17 protein-coding genes are annotated in these 15624 nt (G+C 65.3%); 7 read left to right on the plus strand and 10 right to left on the minus strand.

Annotated features, from left to right (window positions below; translation table 11 throughout):
• Positions 1-108: 108 nt before the first annotated feature.
• The 4 genes from pimC (at position 109) to TSA1_RS04035 (ending at position 4061) form a co-directional block, all read left to right on the plus strand.
• Entirely contained in the window at positions 109-1299 is a 1191-nt protein-coding gene (gene pimC, locus TSA1_RS04020) for a pimeloyl-CoA dehydrogenase large subunit (RefSeq protein WP_100175213.1), read from the plus strand.
• Between the two features lie 181 nt (positions 1300-1480).
• Positions 1481-2623, plus strand: a complete 1143-nt coding sequence (gene pimD, locus TSA1_RS04025) for a pimeloyl-CoA dehydrogenase small subunit (protein ID WP_100175214.1) — start codon at positions 1481-1483, stop codon at positions 2621-2623.
• A 128-nt stretch (positions 2624-2751) separates the two neighbouring features.
• Positions 2752-3525, plus strand: coding sequence for an SDR family NAD(P)-dependent oxidoreductase (locus TSA1_RS04030; protein WP_100175215.1), 774 nt, complete (start codon positions 2752-2754; stop codon positions 3523-3525).
• 128 nt (positions 3526-3653) lie between these two features.
• Positions 3654-4061, plus strand: coding sequence for an endonuclease domain-containing protein (locus TSA1_RS04035; RefSeq protein ID WP_100175216.1), 408 nt, complete (start codon positions 3654-3656; stop codon positions 4059-4061).
• Positions 4062-4238: 177 nt separating this feature from the next.
• Here TSA1_RS04035 and TSA1_RS04040 read toward each other — a convergent pair whose 3' ends face one another.
• Positions 4239-5342 (minus strand): ISAs1 family transposase, encoded by a 1104-nt coding sequence (locus tag TSA1_RS04040; RefSeq protein WP_100175217.1) that lies wholly within the window; start codon positions 5340-5342, stop codon positions 4239-4241.
• A gap of 355 nt (positions 5343-5697) precedes the next feature.
• Between TSA1_RS04040 and TSA1_RS04045 the strand changes: the two genes are divergently transcribed.
• On the plus strand, positions 5698-6438 hold the full coding sequence (locus tag TSA1_RS04045; RefSeq protein WP_100175218.1) for a sulfate transporter family protein: 741 nt from the start codon (positions 5698-5700) through the stop codon (positions 6436-6438).
• Positions 6439-6444: 6 nt separating this feature from the next.
• On the opposite strand, the gene TSA1_RS04050 is transcribed toward TSA1_RS04045, so the two are convergent.
• The 3 genes from TSA1_RS04050 to nth all read right to left on the minus strand — a co-directional run bounded on the left by TSA1_RS04050 (position 6445) and on the right by nth (position 10055).
• On the minus strand, positions 6445-8073 hold the full coding sequence (locus tag TSA1_RS04050; RefSeq protein WP_100175219.1) for an MFS transporter: 1629 nt from the start codon (positions 8071-8073) through the stop codon (positions 6445-6447).
• Entirely contained in the window at positions 8060-9196 is a 1137-nt protein-coding gene (locus tag TSA1_RS04055; RefSeq protein ID WP_100175220.1) for an HlyD family secretion protein, read from the minus strand. Before TSA1_RS04055 ends, TSA1_RS04050 begins: the two co-directional genes overlap by 14 nt.
• Positions 9197-9272: 76 nt before the next feature.
• A complete protein-coding gene (gene nth / locus TSA1_RS04060; protein WP_100180958.1) occupies positions 9273-10055 on the minus strand; it encodes an endonuclease III in 783 nt (260 codons plus the stop codon).
• A 22-nt stretch (positions 10056-10077) separates the two neighbouring features.
• Here nth and TSA1_RS04065 point away from each other — a divergent pair, with 22 nt between their 5' ends.
• Entirely contained in the window at positions 10078-10611 is a 534-nt protein-coding gene (locus TSA1_RS04065; protein ID WP_100175221.1) for a DUF2244 domain-containing protein, read from the plus strand.
• 54 nt (positions 10612-10665) lie between these two features.
• The gene (locus TSA1_RS04070; RefSeq protein ID WP_100175222.1) at positions 10666-11562 is read left to right on the plus strand and encodes a methylated-DNA--[protein]-cysteine S-methyltransferase; all 897 of its coding nucleotides are present in this window, start codon (positions 10666-10668) and stop codon (positions 11560-11562) included.
• A gap of 40 nt (positions 11563-11602) precedes the next feature.
• Here TSA1_RS04070 and TSA1_RS04075 read toward each other — a convergent pair whose 3' ends face one another.
• The 6 genes from TSA1_RS04075 to TSA1_RS04100 form a co-directional block, all read right to left on the minus strand.
• On the minus strand, positions 11603-12226 hold the full coding sequence (locus TSA1_RS04075; RefSeq protein WP_100175223.1) for a 2,3-bisphosphoglycerate-dependent phosphoglycerate mutase: 624 nt from the start codon (positions 12224-12226) through the stop codon (positions 11603-11605).
• A 19-nt stretch (positions 12227-12245) separates the two neighbouring features.
• On the minus strand, positions 12246-13061 hold the full coding sequence (gene dapB, locus TSA1_RS04080; protein ID WP_100175224.1) for a 4-hydroxy-tetrahydrodipicolinate reductase: 816 nt from the start codon (positions 13059-13061) through the stop codon (positions 12246-12248).
• 257 nt (positions 13062-13318) lie between these two features.
• Entirely contained in the window at positions 13319-13630 is a 312-nt protein-coding gene (locus TSA1_RS04085) for a DUF1330 domain-containing protein (RefSeq protein ID WP_100175225.1), read from the minus strand.
• 25 nt (positions 13631-13655) lie between these two features.
• Complete coding sequence (pyrF, locus tag TSA1_RS04090; protein ID WP_100175226.1) at positions 13656-14366, minus strand: orotidine-5'-phosphate decarboxylase; 711 nt, start codon at positions 14364-14366, stop codon at positions 13656-13658.
• A gap of 6 nt (positions 14367-14372) precedes the next feature.
• A complete protein-coding gene (locus TSA1_RS04095) occupies positions 14373-14951 on the minus strand; it encodes an NADPH-dependent FMN reductase (protein WP_100180959.1) in 579 nt (192 codons plus the stop codon).
• A gap of 57 nt (positions 14952-15008) precedes the next feature.
• A complete protein-coding gene (locus tag TSA1_RS04100; protein ID WP_027534962.1) occupies positions 15009-15608 on the minus strand; it encodes a class I SAM-dependent methyltransferase in 600 nt (199 codons plus the stop codon).
• Positions 15609-15624: the final 16 nt, after the last annotated feature.

Raw genomic sequence — 15624 nt, forward strand, 5'->3', positions numbered from 1 at the left:
CGTTAGCGAATGAACCCGGAATCTCGAGCCGCAAACTTCTGGATTCCGGGTTCGCGCTTTGCGCGCCCCGGAATGACGAATAGAAAATAACGCTCACAGGAGGATCCGATGGATCTCGCATTCACGAAAGAAGAGCAGGCGTTTCGCGAGGAAGTGCGGCAGTTCTTCCGCGACAACGTGCCGCCGGATACCCGGCGCAAGATGGTCGAGGGCCGTCACCTCTCGAAGGACGAGATGGTGACATGGTGGCGCATCCTCAACAAGAAGGGCTGGGGCGTCAGCCATTGGCCCAAGCAATATGGCGGCACGGGCTGGACCAGCGTGCAGCACTACATCTTCAACGAGGAGCTGCAGTCCTATCCGGCGCCGCAGCCGCTCGCCTTCGGCGTCAGCATGGTCGGCCCCGTCATCTACACCTTCGGCAACGAGGAGCAGAAGAAGAAATACCTGCCGCGCATCGCAAATGTCGACGACTGGTGGTGCCAGGGCTTCTCCGAGCCGGGCTCGGGTTCAGACCTCGCCTCGCTGAAGACGAAAGCCGAGCGCCGTGGCGACAAGTGGATCATCAACGGCCAGAAGACCTGGACCACGCTCGCCCAGCACGCCGACATGATCTTCTGCCTCTGCCGCACCGACAACAACGCCAAGAAGCAGATGGGCATCTCCTTCATCGTGTTCTCGATGAAGTCGAAGGGCGTCACCGTGCGCCCGATCCAGACCATCGACGGCGGCCATGAGGTCAACGAGGTCTTCTTCGACGACGTCGAGGTGCCCATCGAGAACCTGATCGGCGAGGAGAACAAGGGCTGGGACTACGCCAAATTCCTGCTCGGCAACGAGCGCACCGGCATCGCGCGCGTCGGCGTCTCCAAGGAGCGGCTGCGCCGCATCCGCGATCTCGCGGGCAAGGTCGAATCGTCAGGCAAACCGATCATCCAGGACCCAGCGTTCCGCGAGAAGCTCGCGGCCTGCGAGATCGAGCTGAAGGCGCTCGAGCTCACCCAGCTGCGCGTCGTCGCCGATGAAGGCAAGCACGGCAAGGGCAAGCCCAATCCGGCCTCCTCGGTGCTGAAGATCAAGGGTTCCGAGATCCAGCAGACCACCACCGAGCTGCTCATGGAAGTGATCGGCCCGTTCGCCGCGCCCTACGACGTGCATGGCGACGACGGCTCGAACGAGGCCATGGACTGGACCGCCCAGATCGCGCCGAGCTATTTCAACAACCGCAAGGTCTCGATCTACGGCGGCTCCAACGAGATCCAGCGCAACATCATCGCCAAGGCGGTGCTGGGGCTGTGATCCACTCCTCTCCGCGGAGGCGGGGAGGGCAGTGTTTTCACCGTCATTCCGGGGCGCGACGTAGTCGCGAGCCCGGAATCCATCGGGCCGCATACGCTGAGGCGAAATGGATTCCGGGCCTGGCCCTTCGGGCCATCCCGGAATGACGAAGCAAAAATTCCGGGTACGAGGAACCAAAGACATGGATTTTGATCTGAACGAGGAGCAGCGGCTTCTCAAGGAAAGCATCGACGGCCTGCTGACCGATTCCTACGATTTCGAGCAGCGCAAGAAGTACATGAAGGAGAAGGGCGGCTGGAGCAAAGCCGTCTGGCTCAAGCTCGCCGAGCAGGGCCTGCTCGGACTGCCCTTCGCAGAGGCCGATGGCGGCTTCGGCGGCGGCGGCGTCGAGACCATGATCGTGATGGAAGCGCTCGGCAAGGCGCTGGTGCTGGAGCCCTATCTGGCGACGGTCGTGATCGGCGGCGGCTTCCTGCGCCATGCCGGCAGCGACGCGCAGAAGGCCGCGCACGTGCCCGGCATCATCGACGGCAGCAAGACGCTCGCGTTTGCCCAGCTCGAGAAGAACTCGCGCTACGATCTCTTCGACGTCTCGACGACCGCGAAGAAGAAGGGCGACGGCTGGGTCATCGACGGCGAGAAGTTCGTCGTGCTCAACGGCGAGAACGCCGACACGCTTGTCGTCACCGCGCGCACCAAGGGCGAGCGCCGCGACAGTAGCGGCATCGGCGTGTTCCTGGTCCCGGCGGGCGCCAAGGGCGTGACGAAAAAGTCCTATCCGACCCAGGACGGCCTCCACGCCGCCGACATCACCTTTACGGGTGTCGAGGTCGGCGCGGATGCTGCGATCGGCAATCCCGACGACTCGCTCGCGCTGATCGAGCGCGTGGTGGACGAAGCCCGTGTCGCGCTCTGCGCCGAGGCGGTCGGGCTGATGGACGAGTCGCTCAAGACCACGGTCGAGTACATCAAGACGCGAAAGCAGTTCGGCGTCGCGATCGGCTCGTTCCAGTCGCTGCAGCACCGCGCCTCCGACATGTTCGTCGCGGCCGAGCAGGCGCGCTCGATGTCGATGTTCGCGACCATGGCGAACGATTTCGAGAACGCCAAGGAGCGCTCGAACGCCATCGCCGCGGCCAAGGTGCAGATCGGCAAGTCGCTGAAGTTCGTGGGACAGCAGGCGATCCAGCTCCACGGCGGCATCGGCATGACCATGGAGGCGAAGATCGGCCACTACTTCAAGCGCCTGACCATGATCGAGAACTCGTTCGGCGATACCGACTACCACCAGCGTCGCGTCGCCGACGCGGGCGGGTTGGTCTAGCCACGCTGTCATCCCGGGGCGCGCGTAGCGCGAACCCGGGATCCATCGGGCGGCAATACGCGCGGTGAAATGGATTCCGGGCTCGCGACTTCGTCGCGCCCCGGAATGACCTGGAAGAAGGCAAACCCATGAAAAACACCCCGTTCGATCTCACCGGCAAGGTCGCCGTGGTCACCGGTTCCAGCCGCGGCATCGGCCGCTCCTCCGCCGAGCTGCTGGCCAAGCTCGGCGCCAAGGTCGTGGTCTCCTCCCGCAAGGCCGACGCCTGCAAGGAAGTCGCTGACGGCATCAATGCGGCCGGCGGCGATGCCACCGTCATTCCCTGCAACATCGCGCGCAAGAACGAGGTCGAGGCGCTGATCGCCGGCGCCACCAAGCATTACGGCAAGATCGACGTCCTCGTCTGCAATGCCGCGGTGAATCCGTATTACGGCCCGCTGCTCGACATCACGGACGAGGCCTTCGACAAGATCATGGGCTCGAACGTGAAGAGCAACATCTGGCTCTCCGCGCTCGCGATCCCGCAGATGGCCGCGCGCGGAGGCGGCTCCGTCGTCATCATCTCCTCGATCGGCGGCCTGCGCGGCTCGACCGTGATCGGCGCCTACGGGATCTCGAAAGCCGCCGATTTCGCGCTGTGCCGATCGCTGGCCGGCGAATGGGGCCCGAAGGGCGTCCGCGTCAACTGCATCGCACCCGGCCTCGTCAAGACCGATTTCGCCCGCGCGCTGTGGGAGGATGAGGCCATGCTGAAGCGCCGCACCGCCACCACGCCGCTGCGCCGCATCGGCGAGCCCGACGAGATCGCCGGCGCCGTCGCCTATCTCGCCTCCGATGCGTCGAGCTTCATGACCGGCCAGACCATCGTCATCGACGGCGGCGTCACCACGGCGGCGGTGTAGTTCGACATCCGTTAGTTGCGTTAACCTGACGCCTCGCTTACCCTCCCCTGGAGGGGTCCGGGACGAGCGTAGCTCGCCCGTGGGTCGCTCGCGCAAATGCGCGAGCGGGGTGGGGTGAAGCCGCAGCAATGGTCTCGACATCGATCCGACGCGCTGCCGCGAAGAAGCTGAGAGCGAACACGACGCCCCATGAGCGCATGTTGTGGCGTGCCCTGAAGGAGCTCCCGATGGACGGATCGCACTTTCGCCGGCAAGTGCCGATCGGTCCTTACGTGGTTGATTTCTTTTGTCCAGCCAAGCGCCTCATCATCGAGCTCGATGGCGGGCACCACAACGAGGACGCCACCGCTGCGCACGACCTCGACCGCCAACGCTGGCTTGAGAACGAGGGCTGTCGCGTCATCCGATTTTGGAATTCGGAGGTCTCGAACGATCTGACCGCCGTGATGGAGCGCATCTATGTGGAGCTCTATGGCTCGCGTGAAGCGGAAGCCATGCACCTTGAGCACCGGCGGAATCGAAAAACGCCAACCTGAATCGCGCCGCGTTCCTTCATACCCTCCCCTGGAGGGGGAGGGTCGATCGCGCGCAGCGCGAGCGGGGTGGGGTGATCTCTCCCCACGGGCGCTGTTGGCGGTGGAGACACCTTCACCCCACCCCGGCTCACATTTCGCTCCGCTCGATGTGAGCCGACCCTCCCCCTCCAGGCAGGGCTATCGCATGTGACCGATAAGGCTGAGAAGGAATTCGTCTTCCCAGCCTGCTCGTTTGACCTTCTGTCGCATGGAGATGCGGGCGGGGTGGGCTCGAATGAGATTGATTGCAGCTCGCCGCAAGATCGCGAAGTTCTCGGGGCCGTTGTTTTTTCTGGTTCGGCAAGCGTCTTCGCCAAAGACGACATCGAGCACCCAGTGCAACTGATTCTCGATGCTCCAATGGCCTCGGACGACCTGCAACAATCGTCTTGCGGGCAGGTATTTGGACAACAAGTAATATCGCACGGACGGCTTGCCGGCGGGTTTGCCATGCAGTCGTCGGCGCGAAGTGATGCGAGCCACGGCCGCCACTCCGGGAAAGCGGTTTGTCGTACCCAGACTGATGTTGCGCATGACGGTGGCGCGCCGGGATTCGCATCGATCGTGCGTGCTCGGCTCGCGTCGTTGAGCCACGCTGCGCTTGCCCGAGCGGGCAAAGCAGCGCTCGACCTCCGCGAACAGTTTGCTTTGATTTTCCTTGAGAGCCAGCACGTAGTGGGCGCCACGCTCGAGCACCTTCTTGGCGAAGGGACGATTGCAATGCAGGGCGTCGGCAGTGACGATGCAGCCTTCGAGCGAAAGCATTTGCAGCACATCCAGGGCACCTTGGGCCTCGTTGCGGCCTGGCGCCTTGCATGCAGCCAGGGCCATGCGGGCTTCGGTCGCAAAGACATTGACCATGTGCAGTGGCGTGGCGCTGCGACCGCGTTCGTAGGCTCCTCGAACAGCTTTGCCATCGACTGCCACCACGCCGGTGAGCTTGATCCCGTTGGCCTCTGCGAATGCTGCCATAAAGCTTCGGAAGGCTTGTTCGAAAGCCCCCGGATCGAGCGCGTTGAAGACCCGGCTGAACGTATCGTGACTGGGGATTCCGTGCTCCAACCGAAGGAATTGCCGCAACAGCTTTTCCTTGGACGACGCGAACACCTCCATATCCGTCGCGCCCTGTCCTCCGCACAACACCGTTGCCAGCGCGATGACGATGAGATCCAGCAGGTCGTGCAGTGCGTTGGGTGCACGCGGATCGGGCAACGTACTGAAGATACTGCGAATCTTGCGCATAGGACCCCCACGCCGAATCGGGAGTCCTCTTCAGAATCCATATCGCTGGACCGCGCAATACCACCCTCAAAACCACATGCGATTCCCCTGCCCTGGAGGGGGAGGGTCGATCGCGCGTAGCGCGAGCGGGGTGGGGTGACAGTCTCTCCACCGAGGCGGTGCCCGTGGGGAAAGATCACCCCACCCCGGCACGCGATCTCGCTTCGCTCGATCACGTGCCGACCCTCCCCCTCCAGGGGAGGGTAAGCAAGGGCTCGCGCCGTGTTCGCAGCCGTCCGCAGCGCGGCCACCCTCCCCTTGCCGAAGCCGCAATCGGTGTCTACCTCTCGCTGGTCATTTACCTCTGAGGGTCCCCATGCTGGATGCCGCCATCAAGGCGCTGTCGCAAATGATCTCGCCGCCGATGCGCTCGATCCTGTGGCGATCGATCGGGCTGGCGCTGGTGCTGATCACCGTGCTGGCGATCGGCCTGCAGCGGCTGCTCAGCTGGTTTGCGACCTCCGGCGAGGTATGGCTGGAGGGCCTGCTCGGGCCGGGCTGGCACGCCTCGCTCGAGGTCTTGTCCTGGATCGTCTCGATCGCGGCGGGCCTCGGCGTCGTGTTCGGCGGCATCTTCCTGATGCCGGCGATCACCTCGCTGGTGGCGAGCCTGTTCGTCGACGACGTCGCCGACATCGTCGAGCGCGAGCATTATCCCGCCGAGCAGCCGGGCCTTGCGCTGCCGTTCAGCCAGGCGATCCTCGAAGGCGTCAAGACCGCGCTGCTGACGATTTTGGTCTACCTCGCCGCGTTGCCGTTGGTGCTGTTCGCCGGCGCCGGTTTCCTGATCTTCTTCCTCGCCACCGCCTGGCTGCTGGGCCGTGAATATTTCGAGCTCGCGGCGATGCGCTTCCGCTCGCCGGAGGAAGCCAAGGCGATGCGGCGCGACAATGCCGCGACCATCTTCACCGCCGGCCTCTTCATCGCGGCCTTCGTCTCGATCCCGATCGTCAATCTGGCGACGCCGATCTTCGGCATGGCCTTCATGGTCCACATGCACAAGCGGCTGTCAGGCCCGCGACCCGAACTGATCGAGCCGGCGCGGCAGATGCGGTGACGCACCCTACGTCACCTGCACGCCGCACTTCCGCAGCACCGTCTTGGCGAAGCCGAACGGTGCCGGCGTGAACGGACCGGGCGGCGCGCGGATGATCAGTGCGACGACGCCGAGGGCGGCCACCGCGAGCCAGAAGCACAGCCAGAAGCCGTCGATATAGGCGAGCACATTGGCCTCGCGCTGCACGATGCCTGCCAACGTGCCGACCGCGCGCGCCGGCGCCGATCCAGTCCCATGGGCCGCGAAATGGTCGGCGAGTTGCTTCAATCTCTGCATCACATCGACATCGCCAACGCCGAGGTTCTGGCCGAGATAGAAGGAATGGACTTGCTCGCGGACGCGCAGCCACGTGCCCATCAGCGCCACGCCGATCTCGGCACCGCCAAGCCGCATGATCTGGATGTAGGCGGCGAACGACGTCGCGCGGCTCGGGTCGGAGTTCGACAGCAGCGTGATGATGAGCGGCAGCAGAGTCAGCGACTGCCCGATCGCCTGCAGCAGGACGATGCCGGAGAAATCCTCGCGGGCCCACTCATGGGTGAGCTGCGTGCCCCAAAGATTGGCGGCGGCAAAGCAGGCAAAACCAGCGACCACCACGGTGCGCGTATCGAAGTGCCTGAGCAGCCAGATCGAGAGCGGCACCAGCACGAACATCGGCAACGCGCCATAGACGAGCAGCAGGTGACCGCTCTGCTCCGGCCTGAGCACAGCTATGGTCGCGAGGAAGTTCGGCACCAGCGACGCATTGGACAGGCTGGTCAGCGTATAGAGCAGGATCAGGACCAGACCCAGGCCGATATTGCGCGAGAACAGCACGTTGACATGTGCCCAGGGCTGCCGGACGAGCGACTCGTTGAGGAGGAACGCTGCGAACAGCGCGGCGCCGGCGACGAGCAGTGCCATCACGGTGCCGGAGCCGAGCCAGTCCAGCCGGTTGCCCTGGTCGAGACCGGCATAGATCATCGAGACGGCCGCGCCGAGCAGCAGCATGCCGCCCCAGTCGGCCTCGCGCAGCAGCGCGCGGTTCACGGGCTCGTTCGGCGTGCCGAGATAGACCATCAGGCCCATCAAGGGCGCGATCACCACACCCTGCCAATAGAGCCATTGCCAGCCGAGATGCTCGACATAGAAGCCGACCAGCGAGGTCGAGGTATCCAAGGCGAAGCCGACGCGGATCGCGTAGATCGAGATCGCCGGCAGCCACCAGCGGATCGGCAGGTTGCGGAACACGATCATCAGTGTCGCCGGCACGAAGGTGCCGAGCAAAAGGCCGTGCACGACGCTGAAGACCAGCAAGGTCGGATAATCGTGCACGAACGGAATGATCATCGAGATCAGCGCGTAGACGAGGCTCGGAATGCCGAGCACGCGCCGCAGCCCGAACACCGTCGCGAGCCAGGCCACCGCGGGCGCGATGAAGATCTGCGAGCCGATGCCGGCGGTGGAGAGCCAGGCACCTTCGTCGAACGAGAGCGAGAAGGCGCCGCGCAGATCGGGCAGGCCGACCGTGGTCAGCCGGCTGTCGAAATTGGCGAGGAACGAGCCGAGCAGCACCGCCGCCACGGCGAACAGCGGCTGCGGCGCGACGCCACCGCGCGAGAGCGGCCCGCGATCGCCGTCGTCATTTTCCGCCATCGCCGCCCCTGGTGTCGATGCGGGTGACGACCGACATGCCCGGCACGAGACGCGCCAACAGCGGTTGGCCTTCGTCGAGCTGGATCCGGACGGGAATGCGTTGCACCACCTTGGTGAAATTGCCGGTGGCGTTGTCGGGCGGCAGCAGCGCGACCTGCGAGCCCGTCGCCGGCGCAATGCGCTCGACCTTGCCGCGCAGCGTCTCGCGCGGGAAACTGTCGACGGTGATCTCGACCGTCTGGCCCGGCGCCACGTGCGTGAGCTGGGTCTCCTTGTAATTCGCGATCACGTAGACTTTTGGCAGCGGCACCACGTTGATGAGATTGGTGCCGATATTGACGTAATCGCCGGGCTGCACCTGGCGCTCGCCGACAACGCCGTCGAACGGTGCCGTGATCTTCGTGTAGCCCAGCTTGAGCTTGGCGCCCGCCTGCGTTGCCTTGGCCGCCGCAACGTCGGCGGCGCGTTGCTTCCTGGTGCCTTGCAGGACCTCGAGCTGGTGCTGCTGGGCTGCGATCACCGCGCGGCTGGCGCGCACGTCGGCCTGCGCCTTGGCGTAAGCGGCGACGGCCTGCTCGAATCGCTGCCGCGTGCCGGATTCGGTCTGCGACAGCGATTGCTGGCGCTCCTGCTCCTGCCGCGCCTCGACCTCCAGCGCTTCGGCCGAGAGCCGCGCGGCCTGCGCCTGCGCGATCGTCGCATATTGCAGCTCGATCTGGTTGGCGAGATTGTCGAGTGCGGCCTGCGCGGCGGCGACGTTGGCTTCGGCCTGCGCGACTTGCGCCTCGTAATCGGCGGGGTCGATCTGGATCAGGAGATCGCCGGTCTTGACGCGCTCGAAGTCGGTCACGGCGACGGTCAGCACCTCGCCCGAGACGCGGCTCGACAGCCGCGTCAGCTCGGCCCGCACATAGGCGTCATTGGTGGTCTGGACCGGCGCGTTGCCGACCCATTCGTCGAAGCGCAGCGTCGCCAGCGCGACGAAGCCGAGCGCGACGATCACGGCGAATAGCGGGATCGCGAACCGGCTCCACAGCGAAGCGGCCGGCCGCTGTGTCGGCCTGGGCGACGGAGCCGGGGTGGCGGCAGGCGGCGACGACGGAACTTGTTCCTGCTGGCTCACGAGATCACCCCAGACTGCTGCGCGCTCAGCGCGGTTGGTGCGGGACGACCAAGAGCCCGCAACGACCGGTCGTAGCTCAGACCGTCTTCTCCGGCCACCGGCAGAGATCGTTGATCAGGCATACCTCGCAGCGCGGCTTGCGCGCGAGACAGGTATAGCGGCCGTGCAGGATCAGCCAATGGTGGGCATGCAGCATGAACTCGGCCGGGATCACCTTTTCGAGGCCGAGCTCGACCTCCAGCGGCGTCTTGCCGGGCGCAAGTCCGGTCCGGTTGCCGACGCGGAACACATGCGTGTCGACCGCCATGGTGTGCTCGCCGAAAGCCATGTTGAGCACGACATTGGCGGTCTTGCGTCCTGCACCGGGCAAGGACTCGATCTCGGCGCGCGTGCGCGGCACCTCGCCGCCGAATTCGCTGAGGATCTTTGCCGAGAGCGCGATCACGTTCTTCGCCTTGGTGCGGTAGAGGCCGATGGTCTTGATGAAGTCGCGCAGACGCTCCTCGCCGAGGTCGAGCATCTTCCGCGGCGTGTCGGCGACCTCGAACAAGGCACGCGTGGCCTTGTTGACGCCGGCATCGGTGGCCTGCGCCGACAGCACCACGGCGACCAGCAGCGTGAATGGATTGACGTGCTCGAGCTCGCCCTTCGGCTCCGGGTTGGCCTTACGAAAACGGCTGAAGACCTCGTGAACCTCGGCCGGCGTCCAGGGCTTTGAGAAACCGGGTTTTGCCGCCTTGAGCGATTTTTTCGCCGGCGCCGCTTTTGGAGCGGATTTGAGCTTCGCAACAGCCGACTTTGTCTTGTTCTTCGGCACGGGCGCTTTGCGCGGGGCCGACTTGCGGGTGATTTTCGCCATGATCGGGATATACTGAGGGACGATGAGGCCAGGCAACGAAATTGAGCACAAGCATTTTGAAGATCTGCGCGAGCAGCAGATCTTCTCCGCGCTGCTGACGCCGCACCGCTCGCTCGATCGCACCGGCTTCCTGGCCGTGATGCTGTTCCTGAGCATCGTCAGCTTCGCCACCGGCCTCGTCTTCCTGATGAAGGGCGCCTGGCCGGTGCTTGGCTTCTTCGGCCTCGACGTGCTCGTGGTCTGGTGGGCCTTCAGGGCCAATTTCCGCACCGCGCGGGCGCGCGAGGAGATCACCGTCACGACGAGCGAATTGCGGGTGCGGCGCGTCAGCCACCGCGGCCAGGTCGCGGAATGGACGTTCAACCCGCTCTGGGTCCGGCTCGACATGGAGGTCGACGAGGACTTTGGCATCGAGCATCTCTATCTGATCTCGCGCGGCCATCAGATCCGGATCGCCCGATTCCTGGGGCCGGATGAAAAGGCAAGCTTTTACAAAGGCTTGGTCGAAGCGCTCAACGCCGCCAAGCGCGGCCCGACCTACAACCCGATCCACTGATTCACGTCGGAAATCGGGTGGTTTCCCACCCGTCCCTCTCCTACATTTCCGATCATGATGACACTCGCCATACATGACCAGCGCCTGACCAAGCCGGGCCCCCAGAACGCCGCGTTGCGCGACTATGATTCGGTGCGCCGGGCAATCGCCTTCATCTCGGAGAACTGGCGCGCGCAGCCGACCATCGAGGCGATGGCGGATGCGGCCGGCGTCACGCCGGATGAGCTGCACCATCTGTTCCGCCGCTGGGCCTCGATCACGCCGAAGGCGTTCATGCAGGCGCTCACACTCGACCATGCCAAGGGCCTGCTCAGGGACTCCGCGAGCATCCTCGACGCCGCGCTCGACTCAGGTCTCTCGGGCCCGGGCCGGCTGCACGATCTCTTCGTCACGCACGAAGCGATGTCGCCGGGCGAATGGAAGAACGGCGGCGCCGGCCTCACCCTGCGCTACGGCTTCCACCCCTCGCCGTTCGGCACGGCGATCGTGATCGCCACCGATCGCGGCCTGTCCGGCCTCGCCTTCGCCGACCAGGGAGAGGAAAAGGTCGCGCTCGCCGACATGACGCGGCGCTGGCCGAACGCCACCTATGTCTGGGATGACGAAGGCACCGCGCCGCTCGCCGCACGCATCTTCGACACGAAACTCTGGCGGCCGGACCAGCCGCTGCGTGTGGTGATGATCGGCACCGATTTCGAGGTGCGGGTGCGGGAGACGCTCTTGAAGATCCCGATGGGCCGCGCGGTGTCGTATTCGGACATCGCCTGCAACATCAATAGCCCGAAGGCCTCACGCGCCGTCGGCGCGGCGGTCGGCAAGAACCCGGTCTCGTTCGTCGTGCCGTGCCATCGCGCGCTCGGCAAGAGCGGCACGCTCACCGGCTACCATTGGGGCATCACCCGCAAGCAGGCGATGCTGGGCTGGGAAGCCGGGCAGCTGGGGATGCAGTAGGTCTTCTCCCTCGCCCCGCTTGCGGGGAGGGGCGAAGAGGTTAGCCCGCCAGATCCAGCTTCGAGGCCACGGTCGAATCCGCGTTGAGCCGATAGATGATCGGCACGCCGGTCGCGAGCTCGCGCTTCAAGATGCCTTCGGGCGACAGCTTTTCCAGCACCATGATCAGCGCGCGCAGCGAGTTGCCGTGGGCGGCGACGAGCGTGCGCTTGCCGTTGAGCACGCCGGGCAGGATCTCCTGCACGTAGTAGGGCAACGCGCGCGCGAGTGTGTCCTTCAGGCTTTCGCCGCCGGGCGGCGGCACGTCGTAGGAGCGGCGCCAGATCAGCACCTGGTCCTCGCCCCATTTCTTGCGGGCGTCGTCCTTGTTGAGGCCCGAGAGATCGCCGTAATCGCGCTCGTTCAGCGCGAGGTTCTTCGAGGTCGGCAGACCGGTCTGGCCGAGCTCGCCGAGGATGATATCCAGCGTGTGTTGCGCGCGCGTCAGCACGGAGGTGAAGGCGACGTCGAATTGAAGCCCCTGTGCCTTCAGCTTGCGGCCGGCTTCGGTCGCTTCCTTGACGCCGAGCTCGGTGAGATCAGGATCCTTCCACCCCGTGAACAGGTTCTTCAGATTCCATTCGCTCTGGCCGTGGCGCACGAGCACGAGAAGACGTTCGCTCATTGACTGCTTTCCGTTTCGTTCAGATGTCAGACAGGCCGAGCACGTCGGCCATGGAATAATGCCCCGGCTTCTTGCCATGCGCCCACAACGCCGCCTTCAGCGCGCCATGAGCGAACAGCATGCGGTCCTCGGCCTGATGCGACAGCGTCAGCCGCTCGAACGGGCCGAGGAAAGTGACACTGTGATCGCCGGCCACCGTGCCGCCGCGCAAGGAGGCGAAACCGATATTGCCGGGCCTGCGCGCGCCGGTGATGCCATCGCGACCACGCTCCGAATGATCATCGAGCGTGACGCCGCGGCCGCTCGCGGCAGCCTGCCCCAGCATCAGCGCGGTGCCGGAGGGCGCATCGACCTTCATGCGATGATGGGTCTCGACGATCTCGATGTCAAAACTCTCGTCGAGCGCCTTGGCAACGCGCTTGACCACGGCGGCGAGCAGATTGACGCCGAGGCTCATATTGCCCGATTGCACCACGACGGCGCGATTGGTGACGCTCTTGATCACGGCATTGTCGGAGCCCGACAATCCGGTGGTGCCGACGACATGGACGATGCCCCGCTCGGCGGCGATCGCGACGTTGGCGATGGTCGCTGCCGGGACGGTGAAATCGAGGATGCCGTCGGCCTCCCTCGACATCGCCCAGAGATCGGCCGAGAGCTTGATGCCGTTGGCCGGCAGCCCTGCAAGCACACCGGAGTCCTTGCCGAGCAGCTCCGAGCCCGGCGCCTCCAGTGCGCCTGCCAGCACCGCACCTTTGCTCTCCGCGATCGCCCGCACCAGCGCGCGGCCCATCCGGCCGCCGGCTCCTGCAACAATCAAGCGCATGTCGGACATGGTGTGATCCTCTTCGGGGCCGTTTTAGCGGGGGGCGACAGTTCCGGCAACCGAGGCCCATGAACGCGCGGCACGCTCCCACCCTCCCCTGGAGGGGGAGGGTCGATCGCGCGCAGCGCGAGCGGGGTGGGGTGACGGTCCCTCCGCGACGAGCAGTGCCCGAGTGGAGAGATCACCCCACCCCGTCACGCAATCTCGCTCCGCTCGATTACGTGCCGACCCTCCCCCTCCAGGGGAGGGTAAGACAAGATCTCGCTTCAGCCGTCCGCCGGCTGCGGGCCGTCATAGCCCTCGATGATGATGAGGTCGGCGATCGAGTGCGGCTGGCGCACCTTGATGTTGGCCTGGTATTCCGGCGAGTTGTAGCAGGCGATCGCGGTCTCGTAGTCCGGGAATTCGATCACGACGTTACGGGTGCGGCTGGCGCCCTCGACGGTGGTGAACTTGCCGCCGCGGACGACGAAGCGGCCGCCCCATTTCTTGAAGATCGGACCGTTGGCGACGGCGTAGGGCTTGTAGCCCTCGTCATTGTTCACGTCGACGCGCCCGATCCAGTAGCCCTTTGCCATTGTTCTTCTCCCTTGTTCTTGATGGTTAGCCGAGCGCCTGCGCGATCTCGGAATGAATCGCCTCTGCGACGGCCTTGGGGTCGGCGGCTTCCACCACCGGCCGCCCGACCACGAGATAATCGGCGCCCGCGGTGATCGCGCGGCCGGGCGTCATGATGCGCTTCTGGTCGCCACTGGCGGCACCCGCCGGCCGGATGCCTGGCGTGACGAGGCTCATCTGATGGCCGACGATCCTGCGCAAGGCCCCGACCTCCTCGGGCGAGGACACGAGGCCGTCGACGCCGAGCACCTGCGCCTGCTGCGCGCGCGCTTCGACCAGCTCGGAGACGCTGAGCCGATAGCCGGCCGCATGCAGATCGTCGTCGTTGTAGGAGGTCAGCACCGTGACCGCGAGGATCTTCAGGCTGGCGCTGCCGCGGCCTTCGACGGCACCCTTCATGGTCTGCGGATAGGCGTGCACGGTGACGAAGGTTGCACCGAGCTTCGCAACGCTCTCCACGCCACGCGTGACCGTGTTGCCGATGTCGTGCATCTTGAGATCGGCGAAAACCTTCTTGCCCCTGTCGGCGAGCTTGCCGATCAGCGGCAGGCCGCCGGCATAAGCGAGCTGATAGCCGATCTTGTAGAAGGTGACGCTGTCGCCGAGCCGCGCGATCATCGCCTCCGCAGCATCCACGCTCGGCAGATCGAGCGCAACGATCAGGCGGTCCTTCGGGGCGATCTCGGCTGGCGTCATGTCACCTCACATCATGCGTTGGGAAATGTCGATCAATTGCGCGACCAGCTCCTTCAACGCGGCGATATCGCCCTCGTTCTTGAGCTTGTCCATATCGTCATAGGCCTCGTCGGCAAAGGCGAGCGTGAGCTGGCGCGCAATCACATTGGCGTGGCAGGAGGTCAGGATCAGCCTGAGCGCCTGCAGCGCACGGGCCGCACCTAACCGGCTCTGCGAGGCGCCGGCGAGCGCGAAGGCACGGTTGCGGAACACCTCGCCGCGCGCCTCGTGCGGATCCTGCACGCGGCTGACCCAGTCGATCGCGTTCTTCAACAGCGGCGGCACCGAGGCATTGTATTCGGGCGAGACGAACAGAACGCCGTGATGGGCGCCGATCATGCGCTTGAGATTGATGGCGTGCTTGGGCACGCCGGACTTGGCCTGGAGATCGCCGTCGTAGATCGGCAGCGGAAAATCGGCGAGCGAAATGCGGGTGACGTCGACGCCGGCCTGGGCGAATTCATAGGCAACCGCTGCCGCCAGCTTCGCATTGTGCGAACCGGTGCGCAGCGAGCCGGGAATGACCAGGATCTTGGGTGCGGGCATCCACGTCCATGCGTTCGGCGAAACGAGCCCGCCGTGCATAGGAGGAAGCCGGCGGAATTAGTCCTTGCGATACACCCAGACGCGGGCCGGCGGAAGGTTCATCCAGATCCGTTCCGAGGCCTCTGTGGACACGCCGGGCAGCGATTTCGGGATCGGCGGCACCACCGCATAGGTGAACTGGACGAAGGGCGCGCCGGGCGCGAGCGCCGTGAAGGCGTCGCGGATCAGCCGCAGCCGGGTCAACATCGGTTTCGTCACGAGCGGCAGGCCGGAGACGACCGCGCTCGCCGGCGCGCTCAACACGTTCCAGAGCGTATCACGCAGACGATAGGCATCGCCCTGCACCACCTTGGCCTGCGGATAGCGGTCGCGCAGCAGCGCGCAGAAACCGGGATTGTACTCAACGAGGACGAGACGCTTCTGATCGACGCCGCGCTCGACCAGCGCGGAGGTGATGGCGCCGGTGCCGGGCCCGAGCTCGACCACGGGCGCGTCCGAATCGACATCGACGTAATGAGCCATGGTCCGGGCCAGCAGCTTGCCCGACGGCATAACCGCGCCCATGTGGAGCGGCTTTTCGATCCACGACCTGAGAAAGCGCACCTCGTCGTCGAGACGAGGCTTCTTCAACGCACGCGCGGACGATGGCAATGGCATGTCTGGACCGGACGGG

The organism is Bradyrhizobium nitroreducens (genome assembly GCF_002776695.1).
Taxonomy (GTDB): domain Bacteria; phylum Pseudomonadota; class Alphaproteobacteria; order Rhizobiales; family Xanthobacteraceae; genus Bradyrhizobium; species Bradyrhizobium nitroreducens.